This is a genomic window from Prochlorococcus marinus str. MIT 9211 (assembly GCF_000018585.1).
GTDB lineage: Bacteria > Cyanobacteriota > Cyanobacteriia > PCC-6307 > Cyanobiaceae > Prochlorococcus_D > Prochlorococcus_D marinus_B.
The window spans coordinates 1,095,385-1,118,652 of sequence record NC_009976.1 but is presented as its reverse complement, the minus strand read 5'-3'; the positions used below and the strand labels follow the sequence as shown (position 1 = coordinate 1,118,652).

Genomic DNA, 23,268 nt, shown 5'->3' with positions numbered 1-23,268 from the left:
ATTTATTTAGGTATATGTGATTCTTTAATATCTGTATACTTAACTAATCTTTTAATATCTTCCTTGGTATCTATGTCTAGAGCGTATTTACCCCTTACTTTGAAATTATACGTCTCACCATGGATTAATGTCTTTTTTGGGTAGAAAAACTTCTTCCAGAAAACATATAACCCCCCAGTAAGTACATAATAATTAGCAAGCTCTTGGCTGTTATAGGATTGAAGTGCTAGCTCGGGCAATATTGGATGCAACTTTTTTCCCTTTAAACTATATATATGAGCAGGCTTTTCTTTACATAAACGAGTGGCAACAATAGTTACCTGTCGATTAATATTTTTGGAATACACAGATTTTATATATTTGGCGATACGCTTTGTGTCTCTAAAAGGTGTTGTAGGTTGGAGCAAAATTGTAAGTGTATTTTCATTTCCATGGTTTTCAAAAATATTATTTATTACGTCTAACATACGAGTACTGTCTTTTGCTAATTCTGGAGGTCTTAAAACCTTTTTTAGGTTCTGATATTGCCTTGTATTCTTTATTAGATACTCGTCATCTGTTGATAAAACTATTTCATAGTCTATCCCAAGAAGATTACCTATTTGTTCTCCAGTAGCAATAGACCTTTCAGCTAGAGAGTAGCCTTCAATTAGCAATCTATTCTTGTTAGGGATTCTTTTGCTACCCTTACGAGCAGGTACAATGAAAAGTAAGTTTGATTTACTTAAATTCATTTACTTATCAATTTTTCATAATCTTTTTACTTAGTATTTGTGGACTACTTGGAAGATTTATTAGTCTATTGAATTCATTCTCTATATTAATTAGTTCTCCTTTAGGCATATCTCTATACATTGGGAGCATATGAATAGGCTTCCATGAAGGCCTTAATTGTATCCCTAATTCGTGAGATTTGGTTAGAAGCTCATTTCTTACTTGATTTATCTCTATAGTATCTTTCATGCATAAACGTAATGTTATTAACCAATGATTACTCTTGCAATTGTGCGGTTCTTTTAATATCTGAGTATTTTCTAGAGAGCCCAACTCTTTAAGATATTTCTGGAATAATACTCTTTTCATTTCTATTCGGGAGCTTAGTTCCTCTAATTGAGCTACGCCAATTGCTGCATTTATGCCTGGCAAGCGATCATTCCAACCAACCTCATCATGGTTGAAATCCCACTTATGTTTTAACTTTGCAGTTGTTGAAAGATGCCTTGCTTTAACTGCTAACTCAGCATTATTTGTCAATAATGCGCCCCCGCCTCCAGTAGTTATAATTTTATTGCCATTAAAGCTAAGGATTCCTATCTCACCTATCAAACCACAATGTAACCATTGGTGTTCAATTTTTTTAAAACTTCCTAATGCTTCAGCAGCATCTTCAATCATAGGTAGATTAAAATCGTCACATACTTTCTTTAAGGATAGAATTTTTGCAGGAGTTCCAAAAACATGAACAGGAACTACAGCTGCAATTTTTCTGCCAGTTTCTTTATTAATTAATGAGCCATTCTTTTCCTCACAGATATTATTTAATCTAACCCTAAGAGCTACTGGGCATAAACCAAGATTTTCACGTTCAATATCTACAAAATGTGGGACTCCCCCCAGATGTGAAATAGCATTGGCCGTTGCGACAAAACTTAGTGGTGGAAGTATAACTTCTTCCCCAGGCTTTACTCCTGCTAAATGTAATGCAAGTCTAAGTGCGACTGTTCCATTGTTTACTGCTATACAATGATTTGAATTTGTATAATTCTTAATCGCGTTCTCAAATCGCTCAACCCATTCGCCTGAAGAGCTTACCCATCCACTGTCTAGAGATTCTTTGACATATTTATAAGCATTAGTCTCTTTAAATAGAGGTTCATGCAACCCAATAAAAGTTGAATCAGAAGGGACACCTGTAACCTTCTTTATGGAATCTAATATTTCATCTGCAATTAGGAGATCAGACATTATATTGAGTAAATATTGTGCTTATATTTACTTAGGTTATATGGTTTTTGAAACCACTCTATAGTCTTTTTAAGGCCATTATTAAATCCATTTTTACCAGAGAATTTAGGCTGCCAATCTGTCAAGTCTTTTATAAGACTATTGTCTCCATATAACCTGTTGACCTCTGAATTAATTGGCCTAATTCTCTTTGAATCAGTACAAAGATCTACTTTAGATTGCATTAAAGATGCAATTAAGCTTGCTGTATCACCAATTGATATTTCAAAATTACTAGCAGCATTAATTACCTTCCCAGTGACTTTATTGCTATTGGCGATTGCTATATAGGCTGAGCATGTATCTAACACATAAGTAAAGTCTCTTGTTGGCGAAAGCGAGCCCAGTTCAATTTTTTTTGCACCTGATGCAATTTGACTAATAATCGTAGGTATTACAGCTCTATTACTCTGGCGAGGGCCAAAAGTATTAAATGGACGTATAACAGTTACGGGAATGTTGAAGCTATGCCAAAAGCTAAGAGCAATTTGGTCAGCCCCGATTTTACTTGCAGAATATGGAGATTGGCCAGAGAGTGGGTGCTTTTCATTTATAGGAACAGATTGTGCCGTACCATATGTTTCTGACGTAGACGTGTGAATTATTTTCGAAACCCCTAAATCTTTTGCTGCCTCTAATACATTTAGTGTGCCAATAATGTTTGTTTCTATATAACTTCTAGCGGCTATGTAGCTATAAGGAATTCCTATTAGTGCTGCGAGGTGGAATACCATGTCGCATCCTTTCATGGCTTCCTTGACACAAACAGGGTCTCTTATATCACCTAAAAAGACATCAAGCTCCTTGCTTTTTTCATCACATAGCTCTTCTAGCCATCCCCAGCTCCCACTTGAATTATAGAAACAAAAAGGTTTAACCTCATAGCCATTGTCTAGCAAGCTCTCTACCAGATGAGAGCCTATAAACCCGTCCGCACCAGTAACCAGTACTTTCCTAGTCATTGGTAGCCAATACAGTACTTTCAACGGGTAAAGTAGCTTTCATATACTCCTGATGGACGCTGCTTGGTTTTGAGTTGAAAACTGTATTCATATAAGTACTATTTTGAAATGGTTAATTGTAATAGCTATGACTTAATCATTATATTATAATACTATATAGAATTCATTCCACGACTTTATATCCCAAATAAAATTTACTATAGAGGAAATTTTATAAGTTAAATATTATCATTAACGCTCCATTCATTGTGTGCTTGCTTAAGAGTCTCTGGTCTTCCCACATCTATCCAGTATTCATGAATAGGAAATGCAATAATATGCGATCCATTTTTCTTAGCCTTTAATATCAGGTTTGGCATATCTAAATAGGAGTTAGACTCAATTAATCTTAGAATGCCAGGATTGATTAGGTATATGCCAGCGTTTACTAGGTATGAATGTATTGGCTTCTCTTTTAACTCTTCTACGTTAATACCATCTAGCTTAATTACTCCATAAGGTATCAATGTGGATTCTTCTCTTGCGCATAGAGTAATATCAGCATTATTCTCTTGATGAAAATTAATTAAACCATGTAAATTTAAATTAGTTAGTACATCACCATTTAATATTAGTATTGTTTCTTTAATATCCTTTGGCAGTAAATGAAGTGAACCTGCTGTACCTAATGGCATGTCTTCGTATAGATACTCTATATCTACCCCTAGAGTAGATCCATCCCCTAGATGGTTTATTATCTGCTCTTTTAAATAGTTTACAGAAATAAAGAACTTGGTTAAGCCAAAATCTATACAATTTCTTATTATTATTTCTATTATAGGCTTTCCATTAACATGAAGCATTGGTTTAGGACAATTATTTGTATGTGGTTTTAGTCTAGAACCTTTACCTCCAGCCATTATTACTACTGAATTTGGCTTAGTACTAAGACATTCCTTTGTCTGACCTTCCCTCATTATTAATCCAACTATCTTCCCTTCGTTATCAATTACTGGCAATTGATTGATCCCATTTTTAAATTTCTGATTAATTAATGATTTAGAAACTTCTCGCTGATCAATGCTGTCGAAATTCCTATTCATAAAGTCTGTAGCTTTTGCTTCCAGTGTTTTTCCCTTTAATAGCCCTCGTCTGATATCTCCATCAGTTATTGTTCCGATAAGAAGATTAGAATCATCTACCACAAGTGCTATGTAGGCATGATTGCTTGAATTAATTACCTCTAGTGCTTCTAATGCGCTAGAAGAATAATTTATGCATGCTTTCTTGAAATCAACCATATAGGCTTTTCCTATGAAATCCTCGACTAACGTTATCATTCTAGTTAATTGAGGGACTTACTACGTAAATTAGAAATAGACTTTAGAGCTTTTCCTTCAAGGACTAGGTTGGGTCTTTAGTTTCCTATTAAGAATATTTGATCTTTAGTATGCGCTTTACGTTGAAAGTATTCCTCTTATTTGATAAATCTATATTATACTTTACTCGCAATACTAGCTTTTTTAATCCATCAGACCTCTTCCCCCTTATCAATAAAATAGAATAATATAAGTTCTAATTCTCGGCTCTACTTTAAACAATAGATCTCTGATAACGATACTACCTAGGAAGAATATTATTGTAAAAAATAATACCTATTGATTCAATATCTACACATAACATATTTTCATCTTACCAATAAGGGTCGATCGAATACTCTACATCTAGAAGCCCTGTTTCCTGGCTGGGAATTGAGCTTATACAAGCCCTTATAACTTCTCCGTTAACCTCGATCTCACAAGCCCCGCAGCTACCATTAAGGCATCCAGTAGGGATTTCTACCCCTACCTTATTAGCTTCTTTCAGCCAGTCAGAACCAATTTTTACAGTTGACTCAGAACCATTAGGCCATTTTATGTGAACATGTCCTCTCTTCATCTCTTATAGGACCGGCGATAAATCGATATTCTTAGCGAATGAATCTGCTAGTCGATTTATAATCTCATCTCTTTCATGTCGATAGTTAACTTCTCTTATCCCTAGCAAAGGCAACCCTTTCCTCTGTCTTATTTCATTCATCCAATGTCTTCGCCATTCTCCATTTTCAAATACACCATGAAGATAAGTACCACAAATAATTCCTGACTCAGGATCTGATATAACCCAACCAAGTAGTGGGTCTTCTGCGAATGGTTTTGTTTCATTGCTTTTGACATTATTGAGATGACTAATGCCATGATGAATCTCAAAACCTTCAACTTGACACTTTGCTGGCCACAAAGCCAATACCTCCCTATTGATAAGGGACTTCTTAGGTTTAAAGATTGTTTTAATTGGCAGTAAATTTAGACCTTCTAGCTTTAGAGAAGATTTGCCTGCCTGTAAGTTCTCACCGCAATAAGTTTCTTCCAGACTTTCACCAAGAATTTGAAGTCCTCCACATATTCCTAAAACATTACCGCCACTCATCGCATAATCTTTTATTTGATCTCCAAGCCCACTCGCTTTTAATTCTTGTAAGTCTTTTAGTGTTTCTTTGCTGCCAGGGATAATCACAGCATCTGGTTTACCAAGTAAACCACCTGGTAATACCCATTGAATATTAATTGTTGACTCTGCTTCTAGTGGATCTAAGTCAGAGAAATTGCTTATTGAACTTAATCTTATGGCAACGATGTTAATTTCTGCTGATTTTTTTTTCTTAGCTCTTTCAATTAAATCCAAGGAGTCTTCCTTTGGGAAGAGCTCATTTAGCCATGGCATTACTCCTAAGACAGGAATGCCTGTTTCCTTCTCGATCCATTCTCGACCGGTATCAAATAGAGATGAATCACCTCTGAATCGATTAATTATTATTCCTTTTATTAGTTTTCTTTCACTTGAGCTAAGAAGTGCAAGAGTACCTATTAATTGAGCAAAAACACCCCCTCGCTCAATATCTGCAACTAATAGGCAGTTGGCATTTATATATTGTGCCAAACGTAAATTGGTTAGGTCTCTGTGCTTGAGGTTTATTTCTACTGGACTACCAGCACCTTCTACTATCAGTCTGCCTTGCGGATGGATAGATTTGAGTTCTTTTAATCCTTTTTGAATTGCTTTCCAGCCTGGAGCAAACCAGTCTTCGTAGTATTCTCTGGCCTTAGTCACTCCAACACTTTTACCTAGGTGAATCACCTCACTAATAGAATCACCTTTTGGCTTTAGCAATATTGGATTCATGCAACATAAGGGATCTATTTTTGCTGCCCATGCTTGTACAGCCTGGGAGTAGGCCATTTCACAATTATTCTTGTCTACCCATGCATTGTTACTCATATTTTGCCCTTTAAATGGCAAGACTGTTTCACCATGACTTTGCAGGAATCTACAAATAGCTGTAGCCATTAAAGATTTCCCTGAACCGCTTGATGTCCCAAGAATCATTAATGCTTTTTTTGCTGAGGATTGTTTCACAGAAAACTAAATATTCGAACGAGAAAATCTGTAGCCTTCTCAAAGAAATTGGCTTTTTGAATTGGTAGCTCAGGACATTTGACAAGAATTTGTCGACCTAATGGTGTTAGTCGAACTTTTGAGGTTAAGCCTTGACCATCAACCTCTCTTCTTAGTACGCCTAATATGATTAGCCAGCGAAAAGTATCTTCTAGTGCTTCAGAGCTTTGAAACCTATGTAAATTAGTCTTCAAATATTTTTCCTTCATATCAAGTACTTCTTTAGCTGTTAATCCATTGGAATCAATATCTTTATAGAAATTTTGATTTAATGCAAGGCATTTAATTGCTCTAGTAGATCGAACAAGAATTTGATTATCAATTAAATTCATTGCATCTAGAAAAAAAATAGTTTTAATTTCAATGGTCTTTGTGGTTCAAATCCTATTCGCTTCTCACAGAGGATTATTTTATGACTCTTATTCTTGCTTCTGCTTCTAAAGCACGCAGTAATTTGTTGGATCAGGTCAATATTTCTCATGAAGTGATTGTAAGTGATGTTGATGAGAGCAAGTTTTGTTCATCGCATCCTAAGGTTTTAGCTCTATCACTAGCTATTGCTAAAGCAAAATCTGTGGCTTCTAAGGTTTCTAAAAAATATCAAACACAAAATACTTCAGACAACTTCTTCCTTGTACTTGGTTGTGACTCGCTATTCGAGTTTGATGGGGAGATTTATGGAAAACCTAATACTCTTCAAGATGCCATTAATCGTTGGCAAAAGATGTCTTCTAATAGTGGAATTTTGCATACAGGTCATTGCTTGATTTTTCATGAACCTTTAATTGAAAGATCTGGCTCAAAAGGTTTTCAGGGTTTGATTAAGGAAGTAGTCAGTACAAAAATAAACTTTGCAAAAGTTTCTGATCAAGAAATAAAAGATTATGTAGACAGTAATGAACCAATGGAATGTGCAGGTGGATTTGCAATAGAGGGGAAAGGGGCCTTGTTTATTAATTCTATTGATGGTTGCTATAGCAATGTTATAGGCCTAAGTCTTCCATGGCTGAATAATGCTTTAAATAGATCAGGACTTTATTCAAGAGAACTAAACTGATTAATTCTTGAGGATTACTTAATTTATTCTTTTTATTTAAGTTGTTTTTACTAAAAAAGCCCTCAAATTAATTTGAGGGCTTTTTTCTGTTGATGATAGGAACTTCTTAGTCCAAATCAGGCATTGAAAGGGCAGGCTCGTTCTTGCGATCGATACCTTTTTCAAAGCCGCCCGCAGCAGCTCTGGCTCTTCCTGCATGCCATAGGTGGCCAACAAATGTAAACCATCCTAAGAAGAAGTGGGCTGATGCAAGCCACTGACGGAGATTTACAAAGTTAACTGCATTAGGCTCAGTAATGATTCCACCAACTGAGTTGATAGAAGCGTTAGGAGCGTGCGTCATGTATTCAGCAGCTCGACGAACTTGCCAAGGCTGTATATCATTTTGAACTTTATCTAAACTTAGACCGTTTTCACCCCTTAATGGTTCAAGCCAAGGACCACGGAAGTCCCAAAAACGCATTGTTTCTCCGCCAAAGATGATTTCACCAGTTGGAGAACGCATTAAATACTTACCTAAACCAGTAGGACCCATTGTGGTTCCAACGTTTGCACCTATCCGCTGGTCTCTGACAAGGAATGTGAAGCTTTGCGCTTGAGAGGCTTCAGCGTTTGTTGGTCCGTAAAACTCTGAAGGATAGGCAGTGTTGTTGAACCAAACAAATACAGATGCGTAGAAGCTTGCTACACATAACCCACCTAGGGCATAGCTAAGTAAAGCTTCGCCATTCCAAATGAAGGCTCTTCTCGCCCATCCAAAAGGTTTGGTTTGCATGTGAAAATGACCACCTATTAATTCGATGATTCCTAGGTAGTAATGGCCACCAACAATATCTTCAACTGAATTAACTCCCACCATATTTCCTCCTCCTCCCCAAGGGGTCTGGAAAAGGTAGCCGAAGATGATACCAGGGTCAGTTGTAGGTGTGATTAATCTCACCTCACCACCGCCTGGAGCCCATGTGTCATAGAGACCACCAAGGAATTGCCAGTTAGCGGCAAAAGCTATTGCTCCTAAGCCAAGAACACATAAATGACGGCCAAGAATGGTTGTCATTTGGTCCTTATCTCTCCAGTCAGTTGAAAAGAATGGGAACTCCTCTTCTAATTTTTCAGGACCTGCAAGGGCATGGTAAATACCACCAAATCCGAGGATTGCTGAAGCTACAAGGTGAACAACACCTGCCTGGAAATATGGCATTACATCAACAACTTCTCCACCCGGTCCAATTCCATAACCAAACATGGCTACATGAGGCAAAAGGATTAAACCTTGCTCCCACATTGGTTTGTCGAAGGTGAAGTGACTAACTTCATAGAGCATCATGGCTCCTGCCCAAAAGACCATTAGTCCTGTATGGGCTATGTGAGCTCCAAGCAATCTTCCTGAAAGATTGATTAGACGAGCATTACCTACATACCAGGCATAACCCGTCTCTTCAATACTTTGATTGGGAGCTTTTAGAAGATTATTAAAGGGCGTTTCCACGTGGGAGTACCTCCTCAGGGAATACAAAGTTTTCGTGTGGCTGATCCACAGAAGACATCCAGGCTCTCATACCTTCATTTAAAAGAATGTTTTTGGTATAGAACGTTTCAAACTCAGGGTCTTCAGCAGCGCGAATTTCTTGGCTAACAAAGTCATAGGCCCTTAGGTTTAGGGCTAAACCAACGATGCCAATAGCAGCGCACCACATACCCATTACAGGTACGAAGAGCATTAAGAAATGAAGGAAGCGCTTGTTTGAGAAGGCAATTCCAAAGATCTGACTCCAAAAGCGATTAGCAGTAACCATGGAGTAGGTCTCTTCTTCTTGAGTTGGGTCAAAACCTCTAAAAGTAGTACTTTGAGCTTTGCCACCCGTATAAATACTCGTGTCCTCATACAGAGTGTTCTGCACAGTGGCTCCATGAATTGCACAAAGAAGCGCACCTCCAAGAATTCCCGCAACTCCCATCATGTGAAATGGGTTAAGAGTGATGTTATGGAAACCTTGAATAAAGAGGATGAAGCGGAAAATTGCTGCTACCCCAAAAGAAGGAGCAAAGAAAAAGCTGTGCTGACCTAGTGGGTATATAAGGAAGCAAGCTGTATAAACGGCAATTACAGCAGAAAATGCAAGAGCGTTGTAGGGACGAATTCCAACAAGTCTTGCGATTTCAAATTGACGAAGCATGAAGCCTATAAGGCTAAATATTCCATGGAGAACTACAAAGTTCCATAGACCGCCAAGTTGTAACCAACGAACAAGACTGCCTTGTGCCTCAGGTCCCCAAAGGAATAGAAGGCTATGACCCATGGCATCACCAGGGGTGCTAACTGCAGCTGTAAGAAAATTACAACCTTCTAGGTAAGAGCTGGCTACACCATGTGTGTACCAGGAAGTAACAAAGGTTGTGCCTAAGAACCACCCCCCTATTGCCAAATAGGCAGTAGGAAAAAGTAGAAGACCAGACCAACCAACAAATACGAATCGGTCGCGCTTAAGCCAGTCATCAAGGACGTCAAACCATCCTCTTTCTTGGGCGCCACCAACAGCTATCGTCATGAGAACAACGTTGCTTAGCTTTTGGGATACGCCGAGAACTTTAACAATTTAGGCAACGTCTCGGGGGATATTTTTATTAGATGAAATCCCTTGTTGTATTGCTAATCGTCCAAAAAATGGTTTTTGTGGCCAATACAGGCTATTTTTTAGACAATAGTATTCAGTACTGGTCTGATATTTCAGCCGATATCAAGGAGCCTATCTAAATGGAAAACTTTCCAGAAACCTGTCTTGAACAAAGTATTAAAGGATCAAAAAAAATTTCGAATTATGTAGTCGCCTCAATGCTCACTATTGGGGGAACTGGTTTTTTACTTGCTTCTGGCTCAAGTTACTTTGGTAAAGATTTACTCCCTATGGGAAGTCCTTCAACATTAATTTTTGTACCTCAAGGGTTAATTATGGGGCTTTATGGCATCGTTGGCAGTTTGATGGCTATATATCTCTGGTCTTTGGTTAGAGTTGACTTTGGATCTGGATTTAATTCATTTGATAAAAATAAAGGGGTTTTAATTATTTCCAGAAGAGGTTTTTTTAAAGAACTTGTGGTTGAGATACCTCTAAAAGATATTCAGGCTGTCAAAATGGAGATAAAAGATGGTTTTAATGCAAAAAGAAGAATATGTTTAAAACTGAGAGGTAGAAAAGATTTGCCTATAAGTGGAGGAAGTCAACCTCGACCTTTATTAGAATTAGAGCAAGAAGGAGCAGAATTAGCAAGATTCCTCGAGGTTAATTTGGAAGGATTGACTACTTAAAAGCCTAAATATTTGATGAACTTCTTTTGTAGAAAAGGCTCTTTAATCTTTACTTGCTTATTTGCCTTTACCTTGTCTTCTTGCGGTATTACAGGTCAGGTTCATAAGAAAAATTCAACTTTGCAAATTTGCCCATATAAAGAAATTCAATGCCTTAAGGGTACAAAATACATTGAGGTGATTACTAATAGAGGAAAGATTATTTTTGAGTTGGATGGTGAATCTTCTCCGTTGACATCTGGAAATTTCCTTGATTTAGCCAATCGAGGAGTATATAATGGCACTATTTTTCATAGGGTAATCAAATCACCTATGCCATTTATTGTTCAAGGTGGAGACCCGCTTTCTAAAAATATTAAGGCCAATAAAAATCTTTTAGGAACTGGCAATTTTATAGACCCTAAGAAAGGGAATTCACGTTTTATACCTTTAGAAATTAAGCTAAAAAATGAGGACTCACCTCGTTATAACCAACTCCTTACTAATCAAGATCAATTTAGAAGGATTCAACTAATGCATGTAAGGGGTTCCCTGGCGATGGCAAGATCTGAATCCATGGGTTCTGCAAGTTCTCAGTTCTATATTGTTTTAAGAGATTTGCCAGAGTTAGATGGTAGATATTCTGTCTTTGGGAAAGTAGTTAAAGGTATGGATATAGTAGATAAAATTAAAGAAGGAGATTATATTCTAAGGGTTAAGAATAAAGTCGATCATAATTAGAACCTTTATATAGAACTTGGATTCTTATGCAGGTAAATTAATTCCCGATGAAGTTGATTTCAGCATTTCTGTATTGACTCCAGAGGCCCTTTTTAATGCGACTTTTCCGGTTCTAGCAATTTCAAGAATTCCATAAGGCTTCAATAACTTCTCTAATGCAACTAGTTTGCCAGGGTCCCCAACCACCTCAAGAATGAGTGCCTCATCAGATACATCGACAACTTTTGCTCTGAAGACTTGAACTAGATCTAAAATGTCTTTTCTAGCATCTTTTTTTGCAGAGACTTTTAGTAACATTAGCTCTCTTTCCACTGCTGGTAGCCTGGTCAGGTCAATTACGTTTAGTACATTTACTAACTTGTCGAGTTGTTTGGTCATTTGTTGAAGAGTTTCTTCGTCCCCTTCAACAACCATTGTCAACCTTGATATCCCTTTGGCTTCTGCAGGACCAACAGCCAAACTTTCTATGTTGAAGCCTCTTCGTGCAAATAAACCTGAAATTCTACTTAGAGCACCTGACTGGTCTTCTACTAGTACTGAAAGGGTGTGCTTCATAATGTTTGTAATGCTTTTATAGATTTAATTTCAACCAATTTAAAACGTATTGATTGAATTTATCTGAAGACTCGTCATGAGGACAATGACCAGTATTCTCCAAAATTAATAATTTCAACCAAGGGTACTCCTTTATTATTTTTCGACCAATATTTAAAGGCACTAATTTGTCTTGCCTTCCCCACACAAGGAGAATTGGAGATTGATTGGGACTTTTAGCAATGCTTTCTAGCAATAGAGGAGCTGTATGGACAATGTTTCGAGTAGACATACCAATACACATCGCCCTAAGAGCTCTTGCTGCTGTTGATCTTTTTGCAGGTTGTTTAACAATTCGCAGGAGTTCTACATCAGACTTTATAGATTTATAATAAGCAAGTTGAAGAGCTGATTTAAGTAATCTTGTTTTTACAATTAATGGGATAAAAATCTCTAGTGGAAGTAGTTTAAAAAAAATATGAACGAAATACTTTTTCAGTCTTACCAGCCAACTTGGAAGTTTTATACAAATTGATTGCATGAATATAGGGTCAGGTAAGGGTGCCGCAATTACAGCCGATACAAGCTCTGAATGAAACCTTGATACTGTTACAGCTGCTAGCCCACCTAAAGAATTCCCAATAAGGATTGCCTTCTGATTTTCATTTTTGAGAACTATTTCTCGCAAGAAATCTGCAATTTGCTCAGACCAAAATTTATTATCTAGACGTTTAGTTATTGATGTGCTTGGTTGTTCTGATTTCCCAAAACCGATTAAATCCATGCCATAAACACGAAAACCAGACTCTGCGAAGAAATGAGCATTGTTTCGCCAATGATCGCTGCTAGCACCAAATCCATGAATTAAGAGTAGTGGTTGTTTGTTCTTTTCTCCAAGGACTCGCCAGTGACATTGAATGCCTTTCCAGGCCCATGTTTGGCTTTTACCCCACTTTGGATTTTTATTTTTAAAATATGACATTGGGAAATAATGGACTATTTATTGCTGTTGGGGATGAATTGCTTTGGGATTTAAATGTTAGGGGTTTAAATAGTCAAATGAATTAGATTCTTTAAATGGCTTCAGAGATTTTTGGAACCGCTGCAGTCTTCTGGGTGTTAATCCCAGTTGGACTATTGGGCGGTGCTATTTTGCTAAAGCTACAAGGAGATTGAGCATTCCTTATCTCTCCATTTCGCAGCGGTTCAATTAAGCTGCTCACTCACGATTAGCTTTCGGATGCAGGTTCTGGTTATCGGCGGGACAGGGACACTTGGGCGTCAAATAGCCAAGAAGGCTATTGACGCTGGTTACCAAGTGAGATGCATGGTGCGCAAGCCCAGAAGCGCATCTTTCCTTCAAGAGTGGGGATGCGAACTAACTCAAGGAGACTTGCTTAAACAAGACTCTATTGAATATGCCCTAAAAGGTGTTGATGCAGTTATAGATTCATCTACTAGTAGGCCTGAAGATCCTAAAAGTGTTTATGAAACTGATTGGGATGGAAAGCTAAATCTTTTTAGAGCTTGTGAAAATATTGGAGTGAAGAGGGTTGTATTTCTTTCTTTGCTTGCCGCTGAAAAGTTTAGGAATGTCCCACTGATGGATATCAAATATTGCACCGAACGGTTGCTTGAAGACTCATCATTTGATTACACAATCCTTAAAGGTGCTGCTTTTATGCAAGGGGTCATAGGTCAATTTGCTATTCCGATCCTTGATAGCCAGCCAGTGTGGATAAGTGGTACTACAGGTCCAATTGCTTATATGAACACTCAGGATATGGCGCGTTTCGCAGTAGCAGCTTTAAGTAGGGAAGCAACTGTTAGGAAATCATTTCCAGTTGTAGGTCCAAAGGCTTGGAATGCTGATGAGCTGGTCAAATTGTGTGAAAAATATAGTAATAAAACCGCCAGGGTCTTAAGAGTTTCCCCTTTCCTTATCGATATTGCTAAAACAATGGTTTCTTTTTTTGAACCCACTGTAAACGTAGCTGAGCGACTTTCTTTTGCAGATGTAAGTGGTAGTGGAATCACTTTGGACTCTTCAATGGAAGAGTCCTATAGAGTTTTTGGCCTTGATCCCTCTGAAACAACTGAGATAGAGTCCTACGTCAAAGAATATTACGACTTAATTCTTAAGCGACTTCGAGAAATGGAAACAGATCTGAACAAAGAGCAAAGGAAGAAATTACCTTTTTAGGGAAAACATGAAAAAGACTTGCAAGCTCATAGTTTATTTGTACTATCGGTAAGTTGATAGGTGCAAATGTCTGCCGCGCAAATTAAAAATCTCAATCGAAGGTTGGACAACCTTTCTTTAGAAGCAGCAAATGAACTCGACAAAGCTTGTGGCAATGAATTGTGGAGAAAGCTAGGCTTTGATGCTTTTGATGGTTTAGAGGATTGTGATCGTCGAGCAAGAGCAAATTATTACTATGGACAATTGCAGACTGTAAGAGAGCTACAAGAAGTGTTGGGTTAGCTTTTGTATATTGCTCTGTGCATAATGTTTTTAATAGAATAAATTTATTCGAATAGGTTTTAAGTAAACAGAATGATTGAAACTTCAGGAGTTATTGAAAAAGAGCAAGGCAATGGTTTTTATTTGGTAACTCTAGAACAGCCTGAAGGCCATCAGTGTTTGTGCCGTGCAGCTGGGAAACTTACTAAATTTAGAATTAAGTTGCTTGCTGGAGACAAGGTCTTAGTTGAGATAAGCCCATATGACCTAACCAGAGGAAGAATTACATATAGAGAACGTAATGCTGGAGCAGGAGGAGGTAGGGGTGGCCCTAAGTCAAGCGGTAATCGTCCAGGAGGACCTAGAAGAAAATAGTTGGAAGTTAATCTTTTTTCAGCAAGTTGATTATTTCCTCTTTGAAAACACTTCTTTGCTTAACACCTTGCCACTCATTGTGGAGCTTTTTAGACTTAAAAAGTTGAACAGTTGGTGTTCCATTTACCCCAGCTTGTTTAGCTATTTCTGTATCTAGCTCTATATCAATTTCAACTCCAAGCGCTTGTCCTTTTAGTTCATTAAGTACTCTTTTAAGCTGAGGCTTTAGGACATGGCATGGGCCACAACTTTTAGATGTATAAACAATTAAAAGAGGTTTATTTGATTCGTGATAGAGCTTCCTTAACGGATAACTGCCTTTTTGCCAAATAGCTTCTTCGCTAAATGTTTCTTCTGTTGTGGTTTGAGTTGATTTATTTTTAGGACTCGGCTCAGGTTCAGAATTCTTACGTTTGATAAGTGAGGCAAGATTTTCTTTGCTAAGCCACTTTTCCGCTGCCAAGGCAGCCTTGCACCCACTTGCTGCAGCAGTGATACCTTGACGCCATTCCTTATCTGCTACATCACCTGCTGCGAAAACACCATTTATAGAAGTTTCTGGCCTTCCATCTTTTGTAATTATGTAGCCTTTATTATCTATTTCAAGTTGGTTTTTTAATAGATCAATGTTTGGTGTATGTCCTATCGCATAAAACAGACCTTTGACACTGATGCTTCTTGTTTGGTTGGAACCTTTTCTTTTTATGAGAACTTTTTCAAGCCAATCTTTCCCTTCTGCATCAAGCAATTCAGTCTCAAAATGAACGCTGATCTGAGGGTTCGAAATTACTCGATCAGACATTGATGCAGTTGCTCTTAGCTGATTTGATCTAACAAGTAAATGTACATGACTTCCATATTTCGTTAGATATACCGCTTCTTCACAGGCGGAATCTCCACCTCCAACAACTGCTAGTTCTTCGTTTCTAAATTGTGGAGTCGCTCCATCACAAATTGCGCAAGCACTAATTCCTCGACTCCAGAAACGCACTTCACTAGGTATGCCGAGTTTGTTGGCTCTTGCTCCAGTAGCAATTATCAAAGAATTCGTTCTAATAGTTTCTTCTGTTGTTTTTATTATGAAGGGAGGTTTCTTCAGTTCAATCTCCTCTGCATCAGCTTCTAAAAGATTTGTCCCCCAACGTAATGCTTGAGCCTTCATTAGATCCATTAACTCGGGCCCAAGCACTCCATCAGGGAATCCAGGAAAGTTTTCGACAAATGTAGTTGTCATCAATTGCCCCCCTGGGATCCCTCCTTTTGCAAAACCAGTAACTAATAATGGCTGCAGGTTTGCTCTCGCTGCATAAATTGCAGCTGTATATCCAGCTGGGCCAGAGCCAATTATCACAACATTCTCAATGTGTGTTGAATCGTTGGTATTTTTTTCGCCCATCATTTAAAGGCGAACAATAAAGTTGAGGAATTTAAGAATAATTCAATCCAGCATTTTTAAAAGAATAGCTATTTAGAAAGAAATTTCAGACAAGAAAAGCTTTTAAAGATTCCCTAGGTTTTATTTGCAATTTCTTTATAATTCAAGGAGCTCGTCGGTTTCCGAGGCTTCATCTGCAATTGAATTGATCAGAGGCTTAGGAAATTTAAGTACTGATGAATGTATCTCATCAGACTTGCTTTCTAAACAAATTATCCACTCTTTAAACTCCTGAGTTATTGCATAGCTGTCTTCATAGCTTTCAATGCTATCTAATAGGGCAATTCTGCTAGAAGCCCAGCCAGTAGCAATGTTAATTCTTCTTTTAAAAAAACTTTCCATAGTTAATCCCCCAACGGGCATACCCTTACATGCCAAGGTCCAAAATCTTGTTTCTATTTGTACAAATTGGAGTTTTATCAACAAATAGAATTATTGCCTTAATAAAATCTTTATACCTTTTATGAATTTACTGGCTTTTGAGGTTTATCAGGTTTTGTATTTAATGTTTTTTTAATTAAATCTAATCCGCAGATTTAGCCCTAAAACAATTTTTTTTATACAGCCTCAGTGTGGTTTAGTAGCAATTTCTCAACTTCATTTATCCCTTCATGCGCAGATTTTCTTGCTAATTCAAAGTCTCCATTTGCCTCTTCTAAAAGATTTTCTGCTAATCGATCTAAAAGCTCTTCTTTCTTTTCTTCAAGCATTGCCATGACTTCATTCTCTATTAGAGAGTGAACTGCTTTAGAGCGAAGTTTGTCGTCGGTGGCCTCTGCAAATGTTCCTTGAACTAGTTCTTGAATGAATAGTCGGTGAACTTCGCTACTGCGCAAGAAACTTTCTGTGGCATTAATAATTCCTTCTACAAGAGCTTCATCAGGTTCTGAGCCTTGATCTGACAATTTAAATTCCCAATCAAGATGCCTCCTTTGCCATCCAGAAGAATGAAGGCTTGGCATAACTGTTTGAGAGAAAGTGTCTACAGACATCTCATAGATTCTTTCGGCAAGTCTTTCGCACCATTCTTTCCCATGACTTTGAAGATTTTTTTGCATTGCCGTTCGAGGAACAGCATGTCCACCATGGTGGCTATGGCATACACCATCGGGACATTCAATTGCAGTAAGGCCCATTTTCGTACTGATTATTTAGGATCCTATTTTCTTCTTAGCTAAAAACCATCGGAAGGAAAACCTTTTTTTTAAGAAAGTCCTGGTCTTAGGACCTTTTCGGTCTTAATCTCAATATGAAAAAGCTTTTTGACTTTGCCAAGACTTTTAATTCCCCGTGAATCGTTGCCGGGTGAAACCCGAGTTGCTGCAACGCCTGAAACAATCAAGAAGTTTCTAGGACTCGGATGTCATGTTCATGTACAGGAAGGTGCAGGACTCTTGGCGGGCTTTATAAAAGAAGATTACATAAAGGCTGGAGCAGAAGTTTTTGCTGCAGAAGATTCAAATTTATTGAGGCAGGTTGATGCAGTCCTTTGTGTTAATTCTCCACAACAGGCACTTTTATCAAAGTTGAGCAAAGGCACTTTATTGGTGGGGTTACTAGCTCCTTATGGCAATTCTTCTTTAGAGGCTTCATTAAAGTCAAATCAACTTTCGGCTTTGGCTTTAGAACTATTACCAAGAATTAGTAGAGCGCAATCTTCAGATGCTTTATCTTCTCAGGCAAATATTGCTGGATATAAAGCGACCCTCCTTGCTGCTAGTGCTTTAGATAGATATTTCCCAATGCTTATGACTGCAGCTGGAACTGTCCAGCCTGCGAAAGTTGTTATTTTGGGAGCTGGTGTTGCTGGACTTCAAGCAATTGCTACTGCGAAAAGGCTTGGAGCAGTCGTTTATGTAAGTGATATTCGTCCTGCTGTGAAGGAGCAGGTTGAATCTTTGGGAGCAAGGTTTATTAACCCACCTGAATTAGAGGAAAAGCCTAATGAAGCTGGGGGGTATGCACGTCAAGCTTCCGAATTGTTCCTTGCTGCTCAGCGCAAGCAATTAATGGAACAATTGTCAGAGGCAGATGTTGCAATTTGTACAGCTCAAGTTCCTGGTAAAAAAGCACCAAGATTGTTGAATGAAGAAATGCTGGATCAAATGAGACCAGGTTCAGTTGTTATAGATCTTGCAGTTTCTCAGGGAGGAAATTGTTTTGGAACAAAACCTGGAGAAACAATTGTTAGGAAAGGTGTTCGACTTATAGGTGCTTCAGATTTGCCATGTAGCGTTCCTAATCATGCAAGTGTTTTGTATTCAAGGAATTTGCTGTCTTTAATTAGTCCATTGGTTAAAGATGGAGAATTTATTCTTGATACAAATGATGAAATGATTGATGGCTCTTTAATTAGCGAAAATGGTGTTATTCGACATGAAAATGTTTTTAATGCAGGAGGTACAAACTAATGTCTTTCTTAAGTGAAGCTCTATGGGTACTTCTTCTTGGAAGTCTTCTTGGATTGGAGTTGATTGGGAAAGTGCCTCCTACTTTGCATACGCCTTTAATGAGTGGAGCTAATGCGATATCAGGGATCACAATGCTCGCAGCTTTAACCTTGATAATTAAAGCTGGTAACAATATTCCTTTATTGGTTATGGGTGCTGTTTCCTTAGGGTTCGCACTGTTCAACGTAGTTGGTGGATTCCTTGTAACAGACAGGATGCTTGCAATGTTTAGTCGTAAATCACCTCGTAAATAGGAGAAGTTTTGATGACGTTTACCGAAATTCTTAAATACTCTATCGACCTATTAGCTGTTCTCTTTTTGGCTTTAGGGATCAAGGGACTTTCTAAAGTTAGATCTGCGCGAGAAGCTAATCGTCTTGCTGCTGTAGCAATGACCCTTGCCGTATTTGGGGTGTTGGTCAATTCTCTTGGAGATATTGGTATATCTCTTACTGCATGGCTTTGGATAGTCTTTGGCTCAGTGATAGGAGCATGCTTAGGAGCAATTACTGCAAAAAGGGTCCCAATGACTGCCATGCCAGAAACAGTGGCATTGTTTAATGGCTGCGGAGGAATGTCTTCTTTGCTTGTTGCTTTGGCAGTTGCCCTTTTTTCCAATACAACAGCACAACTTGAAAATGGATTGGTTGAAAAAATCTCTATTGGGATCTCTGTTTTTGTAGGGGCGATTACCTTTACAGGATCAATAATTGCAATGGCGAAGCTACAGGGATGGCTTTCGACTCCACCATGGATGCAAAGCAAGATTCGTCATATTGTCAATATTGCTTTGTTTGTTCTAGCTTTAATAGCTTTCTTTGAAATCTCAATTGGTGGCGACAGAGGGCTTTTTCTACTTGTTATTAGTTCTAGTTTGCTTGGGATAGGAGTCACATTGCCTATTGGTGGTGCTGATATGCCTGTAGTTATTTCGTTGCTTAATAGCTACTCCGGCGTAGCAGCAGCAGCAGCAGGTTTTGTTGTTCGTAGTCAGCTTCTAATAGTTGCTGGTGCAATGGTAGGAGCGGCAGGGTTAATACTGACTCAAGTTATGTGCAATGGAATGAATAGATCTCTGATATCTGTGCTTTTTGGAGGTGCTATTGGCGTCGATACATCTTCTGGTGAAGGAACGGCAGGGGAATATACAAATATTACAAGTTGCAGTGTTGAGGAATGTGCTTTAACACTAGAAGCTGCTGAAAGAGTTGTAATTGTTCCAGGTTATGGATTAGCAGTCGCTCAGGCTCAACATACTCTTAGGGAAGTTACTCGATCGTTGGAAGCTAATGGGATTAATGTTACTTATGCAATTCATCCTGTTGCAGGTCGAATGCCAGGTCATATGAATGTTCTTCTAGCAGAAGCTGATGTCCCATATGAACAGTTGAAGGAAATGGATGTTATCAATCCCGAGTTTCCTGCTACTGATGTTGTTCTTGTTCTTGGTGCAAATGATGTAGTTAATCCACAGGCTAAAAATAATCCAAGTTCTCCTTTATATGGGATGCCAGTTCTTGATGTCCAAGATGCCAGAACAGTATTTGTTGTGAAAAGAGGTATGAGTGCAGGCTATTCAGGTATTAAAAATGATTTGTTTGAGTTAACTAATACGTCTATGGTTTTTGGTGATGCAAAAAAAGTACTAGGTGACCTTTTAGTGGAATTGAAGGAGTTGGGTATTGGTAGTAAAGGTTGAATGAATTAGTGTTGCTTAAAGAACTTGGAATAGATCCTTTCCAAGAGAAGTTCCCTTGGCTAGGGGGAGATCTACAAACACTTAGAGATACTTTTATCAGAGATCAGCTGCTTCCTGCAACAGGAGAAATTATTCAAATAGAAATACCTTCAATGCCTAATAAAGAGAGAGGCGCTGGGCATCTAATTGCTTTCCTGAACCGACCACATAAGTCTCTTGAGATTCGTGGGGTGATTTTAATTCTTCACGGCTTAGGAGGCTCCAGTAGACGTAGTGGTCTAAGACGCATGGCTTTAAATTTTTTGAAAGCAGGCTTTGCTGTCTTGAGGTTGAATCTTAGAGGCGCTGATCCTGGAAGAAAATTTGCACCGGGCACATATTCAGCAAAATGTGACAGTGACTTAAAGCCTGTGTTAGTTAAAGCTAGGGAAATTTGTCGCTCGCTAGCACTCACAGAGAACTGTAAGCCAGAATCACTACCACTTTTTGGAGTGGGCATATCACTTGGAGGAACAATTTTATTGAATGCCTACTCTGGATTAGCTCATCATTCAATCTTCCAAAACCAGGCAGTTTTAGACGGCTTAGCCTGTATTAGTAGCCCTTTAGATTTAGTGGAGTGTAGTGCTGCTATAGAACGACCGCGTAATCGCTTTTATCAGAATTGGCTTTTGCGGCGTCTGGTTAAACAAACTATTGCAGACCCCTTTGGACTCATTGATGCTGAACGAGATGCTTTAATTGGCAGAAATAATTCGAGCTTATTAAAAGTCTCATCTATTCGATTATTTGACTCTGCTATCACAGCCCCACGATGGGGGTATAAGGATGTTGATGAGTACTACGAGAAAGCCTCTCCATTAAAGAAACTCCTTGGGGATCCTTATGATTTGCCTAATACACTGTTTGTTCAATCTTTGGATGATCCATGGGTTCCTTCAGCAGCGCTTAGGAAGTTGTCAGAAAAGATGGGATCTTACAAACCACCTTTTAAAGTAGATATATGCCTTTCCTCTAGAGGGGGGCATAATGGATTTCATGGAGTAAATGGTTGTTGGAGTGATGAAGTTGTAAAGCGCTGGCTTATCAAGCTAGCGAGTTAGATGTGCTCATAAGTATTTCTGTAAAGGCGTTTGTTTGCATATAAATTCTTGTATTGGGATCCCACCAATTACGTGTTGATTAATTATTTGCTCAATCAAATCTGGAGTTACTTTCTCATACCAAATTCCATCTGGCCAAATTAAAAGAATGGGACCTTCCTTGCAAACTCTTAGACAATCCACTTTGCTTCGTAATACAATTCCTTCTGGACGTTGAGGATCCTCTAGGTTTAAATCTTTTAAGATTTTTTTAAGTCTTTTCCAACTATTGATTCCATTCTCCGGTTTACAACATAATGCATTCTTAGGTGATGCACATAATAAAAGATGATGGCTGATTTGCAGATTCATTCTGCAGTGTTAGCCATGGAATATCTATTAGCATTAGTTAGTACGTTTTCTCTAACTACTCTTCGAGCCCATTCGTCCACGGCAATTACATCATTAAGCTTAGGATTCTGATTTAAGTCATTTTTATGTTGTTCGCAAACACTCTCAATTATTTTTGGAATGCTTAGGAAATGAATTTTTTCTTTTAAGAATTGTGCTACAGCTTCTTCATTCGCTGCATTGAGAACGGCGGGCATCGTACCTCCTGATCTTCCAGCAGAATAGGCAAGTTCCATACATGGATACTTAGCAGTGTCTGGTGATTTGAAGGTTAGACTCCCTATTTCAGGAAGACTTAGCCTTTTCCAAGGAGTTTCTATTCTATTTGGCCAGCTCATTGCATAGAGAATTGGAAGCTTCATATCTGGCCAACCCATTTGGGCTAAAACAGATGAATCTCCCAATTCAATCATTGAATGAATAATGCTTTGTGGATGAATGACAATCTCTATGTGGTTGTAATTGAGACCAAATAAATAATGAGCTTCTATAACTTCTAGCCCCTTATTCATAAGAGTTGCTGAATCGACAGTAATCTTTTTCCCCATGCTCCAGTTGGGATGACTTGTTGCATCTTTAACAGATGCATTTCTCAGCTCATCGATTGACCAGTCTCTAAAAGCACCTCCAGATGCAGTGAGTTGAATATTTCTTAACCCAGGTGTTGGTACCCCTGTTGAGAGACGTGCATTCTCGGCCCAAGGTGTGCCTTGGAGGCATTGGAATATTGCTGAATGTTCGGAATCAGCTGGTAATAGCCTACTTCCACTTTTCTTTAATTCTGGCAATACAACTGGCCCTGCTGCGATAAGAGTTTCTTTATTGGCTAGCGCAATATCTTTACCGGCTTTTATTGCGGCTAGCGTTGGTAAAAGACCTGCACAGCCAACTATTCCAGTGACGACAAGGTCAGAGTGGTCCCAAGAAGCCGCAATGTTTAGACCTTCGGGACCTCCAAACAATTTCGGGAATTTTTTGGGTTTTTCTGAGGGATTTATATTATCTAGTCTTTCTTGAAGCTCTTGGACAAGACATTCTTCTGCAAGAGCGACTACTTCAGGACTGTGTTTTTTTATTTGCTCTATTAACAGGGTTAGGTTGCGACCTGCTGTTAGAGAAACAACTTTGAATTGCTCCGGAAATTCTTCGGCTATCTGAAGAGTTTGGGTACCAATAGAACCAGTGGAGCCCAGCACGCTGATAGCTTTCACATTGCCCAGACAACTGCATATAGTCTCTCATTCTATGGTTTGATCTAAAGCAAAAAATTCATTATCTGAGAGGGAATGACAAA

27 protein-coding genes are annotated in these 23,268 nt (G+C 38.4%); 11 read left to right on the top strand and 16 right to left on the bottom strand.

Annotated elements, in window-relative coordinates:
* Positions 1-2 precede the first annotated feature (2 nt).
* The 7 genes from P9211_RS06030 to P9211_RS06000 all read right to left on the bottom strand — a co-directional run bounded on the left by P9211_RS06030 (position 3) and on the right by P9211_RS06000 (position 6,772).
* Positions 3-734, bottom strand: coding sequence for a cytidylyltransferase domain-containing protein (locus P9211_RS06030; protein ID WP_012195794.1), 732 nt, complete (start codon positions 732-734; stop codon positions 3-5).
* Positions 735-741: 7 nt separating this feature from the next.
* Positions 742-1,965, bottom strand: coding sequence for a LegC family aminotransferase (locus tag P9211_RS06025; protein WP_012195793.1), 1,224 nt, complete (start codon positions 1,963-1,965; stop codon positions 742-744).
* Complete coding sequence (locus tag P9211_RS06020) at positions 1,965-2,966, bottom strand: NAD-dependent 4,6-dehydratase LegB (protein WP_012195792.1); 1,002 nt, start codon at positions 2,964-2,966, stop codon at positions 1,965-1,967. The genes P9211_RS06025 and P9211_RS06020 overlap by 1 nt, the downstream gene beginning before the upstream one ends.
* A gap of 218 nt (positions 2,967-3,184) precedes the next feature.
* On the bottom strand, positions 3,185-4,285 hold the full coding sequence (locus P9211_RS06015) for a nucleotidyltransferase family protein (protein ID WP_225866197.1): 1,101 nt from the start codon (positions 4,283-4,285) through the stop codon (positions 3,185-3,187).
* A 352-nt stretch (positions 4,286-4,637) separates the two neighbouring features.
* Complete coding sequence (locus P9211_RS06010) at positions 4,638-4,883, bottom strand: 2Fe-2S iron-sulfur cluster binding domain-containing protein (protein ID WP_012195790.1); 246 nt, start codon at positions 4,881-4,883, stop codon at positions 4,638-4,640.
* A gap of 3 nt (positions 4,884-4,886) precedes the next feature.
* On the bottom strand, positions 4,887-6,371 hold the full coding sequence (locus tag P9211_RS06005; protein ID WP_012195789.1) for a cobyric acid synthase: 1,485 nt from the start codon (positions 6,369-6,371) through the stop codon (positions 4,887-4,889).
* Between the two features lie 26 nt (positions 6,372-6,397).
* A complete protein-coding gene (locus P9211_RS06000) occupies positions 6,398-6,772 on the bottom strand; it encodes an Npun_F0494 family protein (protein ID WP_012195788.1) in 375 nt (124 codons plus the stop codon).
* Positions 6,773-6,852: 80 nt separating this feature from the next.
* Here P9211_RS06000 and P9211_RS05995 point away from each other — a divergent pair, with 80 nt between their 5' ends.
* Complete coding sequence (locus tag P9211_RS05995; RefSeq protein WP_012195787.1) at positions 6,853-7,497, top strand: nucleoside triphosphate pyrophosphatase; 645 nt, start codon at positions 6,853-6,855, stop codon at positions 7,495-7,497.
* A gap of 106 nt (positions 7,498-7,603) precedes the next feature.
* On the opposite strand, the gene psbC is transcribed toward P9211_RS05995, so the two are convergent.
* Together psbC and psbD are read right to left on the bottom strand one after the other, a co-directional pair.
* Entirely contained in the window at positions 7,604-8,986 is a 1,383-nt protein-coding gene (gene psbC, locus P9211_RS05990; RefSeq protein WP_012195786.1) for a photosystem II reaction center protein CP43, read from the bottom strand.
* Positions 8,970-10,046 (bottom strand): photosystem II D2 protein (photosystem q(a) protein), encoded by a 1,077-nt coding sequence (psbD, locus tag P9211_RS05985; protein WP_012195785.1) that lies wholly within the window; start codon positions 10,044-10,046, stop codon positions 8,970-8,972. The genes psbC and psbD overlap by 17 nt, the downstream gene beginning before the upstream one ends.
* A 206-nt stretch (positions 10,047-10,252) precedes the next feature.
* On the opposite strand from psbD, the gene P9211_RS05980 reads away from it, so the two are divergent.
* Together P9211_RS05980 and P9211_RS05975 are read left to right on the top strand one after the other, a co-directional pair.
* On the top strand, positions 10,253-10,804 hold the full coding sequence (locus P9211_RS05980) for a photosystem I assembly protein Ycf4 (protein WP_012195784.1): 552 nt from the start codon (positions 10,253-10,255) through the stop codon (positions 10,802-10,804).
* A gap of 72 nt (positions 10,805-10,876) precedes the next feature.
* A complete protein-coding gene (locus P9211_RS05975) occupies positions 10,877-11,524 on the top strand; it encodes a peptidylprolyl isomerase (RefSeq protein ID WP_225866196.1) in 648 nt (215 codons plus the stop codon).
* A gap of 24 nt (positions 11,525-11,548) precedes the next feature.
* On the opposite strand, the gene ilvN is transcribed toward P9211_RS05975, so the two are convergent.
* Both ilvN and P9211_RS05965 read right to left on the bottom strand, forming a co-directional pair.
* On the bottom strand, positions 11,549-12,079 hold the full coding sequence (ilvN, locus tag P9211_RS05970) for an acetolactate synthase small subunit (protein WP_012195782.1): 531 nt from the start codon (positions 12,077-12,079) through the stop codon (positions 11,549-11,551).
* Positions 12,080-12,095: 16 nt separating this feature from the next.
* Positions 12,096-13,040: an alpha/beta fold hydrolase gene (locus P9211_RS05965; protein WP_012195781.1), complete on the bottom strand. Its 945-nt coding sequence runs from the start codon at positions 13,038-13,040 to the stop codon at positions 12,096-12,098.
* A gap of 95 nt (positions 13,041-13,135) precedes the next feature.
* Here P9211_RS05965 and petM point away from each other — a divergent pair, with 95 nt between their 5' ends.
* The 4 genes from petM to infA all read left to right on the top strand — a co-directional run bounded on the left by petM (position 13,136) and on the right by infA (position 14,897).
* Positions 13,136-13,234, top strand: a complete 99-nt coding sequence (petM, locus tag P9211_RS05960; protein ID WP_012195780.1) for a cytochrome b6-f complex subunit PetM — start codon at positions 13,136-13,138, stop codon at positions 13,232-13,234.
* A gap of 64 nt (positions 13,235-13,298) precedes the next feature.
* Positions 13,299-14,261, top strand: coding sequence for an NmrA family NAD(P)-binding protein (locus P9211_RS05955; protein ID WP_012195779.1), 963 nt, complete (start codon positions 13,299-13,301; stop codon positions 14,259-14,261).
* 66 nt (positions 14,262-14,327) lie between these two features.
* Positions 14,328-14,543 carry a hypothetical protein gene (locus P9211_RS05950; RefSeq protein WP_012195778.1) on the top strand — a complete coding sequence of 72 codons (216 nt, stop codon included), beginning with the start codon at positions 14,328-14,330 and terminating at the stop codon, positions 14,541-14,543.
* 72 nt (positions 14,544-14,615) lie between these two features.
* Positions 14,616-14,897, top strand: coding sequence for a translation initiation factor IF-1 (gene infA / locus P9211_RS05945; RefSeq protein ID WP_012195777.1), 282 nt, complete (start codon positions 14,616-14,618; stop codon positions 14,895-14,897).
* 7 nt (positions 14,898-14,904) lie between these two features.
* Here the strand turns inward: infA and trxB are convergent, their stop codons facing one another.
* From trxB to P9211_RS05930, 3 genes are all read right to left on the bottom strand, one after another.
* Positions 14,905-16,296 carry a thioredoxin-disulfide reductase gene (gene trxB / locus P9211_RS05940; protein ID WP_012195776.1) on the bottom strand — a complete coding sequence of 464 codons (1,392 nt, stop codon included), beginning with the start codon at positions 16,294-16,296 and terminating at the stop codon, positions 14,905-14,907.
* A 132-nt stretch (positions 16,297-16,428) separates the two neighbouring features.
* Entirely contained in the window at positions 16,429-16,755 is a 327-nt protein-coding gene (locus tag P9211_RS05935; RefSeq protein WP_225866195.1) for a hypothetical protein, read from the bottom strand.
* A gap of 134 nt (positions 16,756-16,889) precedes the next feature.
* A complete protein-coding gene (locus P9211_RS05930) occupies positions 16,890-17,468 on the bottom strand; it encodes a hypothetical protein (protein ID WP_012195774.1) in 579 nt (192 codons plus the stop codon).
* A gap of 132 nt (positions 17,469-17,600) precedes the next feature.
* Between P9211_RS05930 and P9211_RS05925 the strand changes: the two genes are divergently transcribed.
* Genes P9211_RS05925 through P9211_RS05910 form a run of 4 tightly spaced genes read left to right on the top strand, consistent with a single transcriptional unit; the run spans position 17,601 to position 21,584 of the window.
* Positions 17,601-18,743, top strand: a complete 1,143-nt coding sequence (locus P9211_RS05925) for a Re/Si-specific NAD(P)(+) transhydrogenase subunit alpha (protein WP_041391560.1) — start codon at positions 17,601-17,603, stop codon at positions 18,741-18,743.
* Positions 18,743-19,036, top strand: a complete 294-nt coding sequence (locus P9211_RS05920; protein ID WP_012195772.1) for an NAD(P) transhydrogenase subunit alpha — start codon at positions 18,743-18,745, stop codon at positions 19,034-19,036. Before P9211_RS05925 ends, P9211_RS05920 begins: the two co-directional genes overlap by 1 nt.
* 11 nt (positions 19,037-19,047) lie before the next feature.
* Entirely contained in the window at positions 19,048-20,481 is a 1,434-nt protein-coding gene (locus P9211_RS05915; protein ID WP_012195771.1) for an NAD(P)(+) transhydrogenase (Re/Si-specific) subunit beta, read from the top strand.
* Between the two features lie 8 nt (positions 20,482-20,489).
* Positions 20,490-21,584 (top strand): YheT family hydrolase, encoded by a 1,095-nt coding sequence (locus tag P9211_RS05910; protein WP_012195770.1) that lies wholly within the window; start codon positions 20,490-20,492, stop codon positions 21,582-21,584.
* A 6-nt stretch (positions 21,585-21,590) separates the two neighbouring features.
* On the opposite strand, the gene P9211_RS05905 is transcribed toward P9211_RS05910, so the two are convergent.
* On the bottom strand, positions 21,591-21,935 hold the full coding sequence (locus P9211_RS05905) for a (2Fe-2S) ferredoxin domain-containing protein (RefSeq protein ID WP_012195769.1): 345 nt from the start codon (positions 21,933-21,935) through the stop codon (positions 21,591-21,593).
* Positions 21,932-23,185 carry a 1-deoxy-D-xylulose-5-phosphate reductoisomerase gene (locus P9211_RS05900; RefSeq protein ID WP_162465535.1) on the bottom strand — a complete coding sequence of 418 codons (1,254 nt, stop codon included), beginning with the start codon at positions 23,183-23,185 and terminating at the stop codon, positions 21,932-21,934. The genes P9211_RS05905 and P9211_RS05900 overlap by 4 nt, the downstream gene beginning before the upstream one ends.
* Between the last annotated feature and the right edge of the window lie 83 nt (positions 23,186-23,268).

Excerpts from the sequence above, each read along its gene's own strand:
- P9211_RS06030 (WP_012195794.1), bottom strand. The coding sequence starts at position 734 with ATGAATTTAAGTAAATCAAACTTACTTTTCATTGTACCTGCTCGTAAG.
- P9211_RS06025 (WP_012195793.1), bottom strand. The coding sequence starts at position 1,965 with ATGTCTGATCTCCTAATTGCAGATGAAATATTAGATTCCATAAAGAAG.
- P9211_RS06020 (WP_012195792.1), bottom strand. The coding sequence starts at position 2,966 with ATGACTAGGAAAGTACTGGTTACTGGTGCGGACGGGTTTATAGGCTCT.
- P9211_RS06015 (WP_225866197.1), bottom strand. The coding sequence starts at position 4,285 with ATGATAACGTTAGTCGAGGATTTCATAGGAAAAGCCTATATGGTTGAT.
- P9211_RS06010 (WP_012195790.1), bottom strand. The coding sequence starts at position 4,883 with ATGAAGAGAGGACATGTTCACATAAAATGGCCTAATGGTTCTGAGTCA.
- P9211_RS06005 (WP_012195789.1), bottom strand. The coding sequence starts at position 6,371 with ATGATTCTTGGGACATCAAGCGGTTCAGGGAAATCTTTAATGGCTACA.
- P9211_RS06000 (WP_012195788.1), bottom strand. The coding sequence starts at position 6,772 with ATGAATTTAATTGATAATCAAATTCTTGTTCGATCTACTAGAGCAATT.
- P9211_RS05995 (WP_012195787.1), top strand. The coding sequence starts at position 6,853 with ATGACTCTTATTCTTGCTTCTGCTTCTAAAGCACGCAGTAATTTGTTG.
- psbD (WP_012195785.1), bottom strand. The coding sequence starts at position 10,046 with ATGACGATAGCTGTTGGTGGCGCCCAAGAAAGAGGATGGTTTGACGTC.
- P9211_RS05980 (WP_012195784.1), top strand. The coding sequence starts at position 10,253 with ATGGAAAACTTTCCAGAAACCTGTCTTGAACAAAGTATTAAAGGATCA.
- ilvN (WP_012195782.1), bottom strand. The coding sequence starts at position 12,079 with ATGAAGCACACCCTTTCAGTACTAGTAGAAGACCAGTCAGGTGCTCTA.
- P9211_RS05965 (WP_012195781.1), bottom strand. The coding sequence starts at position 13,040 with ATGTCATATTTTAAAAATAAAAATCCAAAGTGGGGTAAAAGCCAAACA.
- petM (WP_012195780.1), top strand. The coding sequence starts at position 13,136 with ATGGCTTCAGAGATTTTTGGAACCGCTGCAGTCTTCTGGGTGTTAATC.
- P9211_RS05955 (WP_012195779.1), top strand. The coding sequence starts at position 13,299 with ATGCAGGTTCTGGTTATCGGCGGGACAGGGACACTTGGGCGTCAAATA.
- P9211_RS05950 (WP_012195778.1), top strand. The coding sequence starts at position 14,328 with ATGTCTGCCGCGCAAATTAAAAATCTCAATCGAAGGTTGGACAACCTT.
- infA (WP_012195777.1), top strand. The coding sequence starts at position 14,616 with ATGATTGAAACTTCAGGAGTTATTGAAAAAGAGCAAGGCAATGGTTTT.
- trxB (WP_012195776.1), bottom strand. The coding sequence starts at position 16,296 with ATGATGGGCGAAAAAAATACCAACGATTCAACACACATTGAGAATGTT.
- P9211_RS05930 (WP_012195774.1), bottom strand. The coding sequence starts at position 17,468 with ATGGGCCTTACTGCAATTGAATGTCCCGATGGTGTATGCCATAGCCAC.
- P9211_RS05920 (WP_012195772.1), top strand. The coding sequence starts at position 18,743 with ATGTCTTTCTTAAGTGAAGCTCTATGGGTACTTCTTCTTGGAAGTCTT.
- P9211_RS05915 (WP_012195771.1), top strand. The coding sequence starts at position 19,048 with ATGACGTTTACCGAAATTCTTAAATACTCTATCGACCTATTAGCTGTT.
- P9211_RS05905 (WP_012195769.1), bottom strand. The coding sequence starts at position 21,935 with ATGAATCTGCAAATCAGCCATCATCTTTTATTATGTGCATCACCTAAG.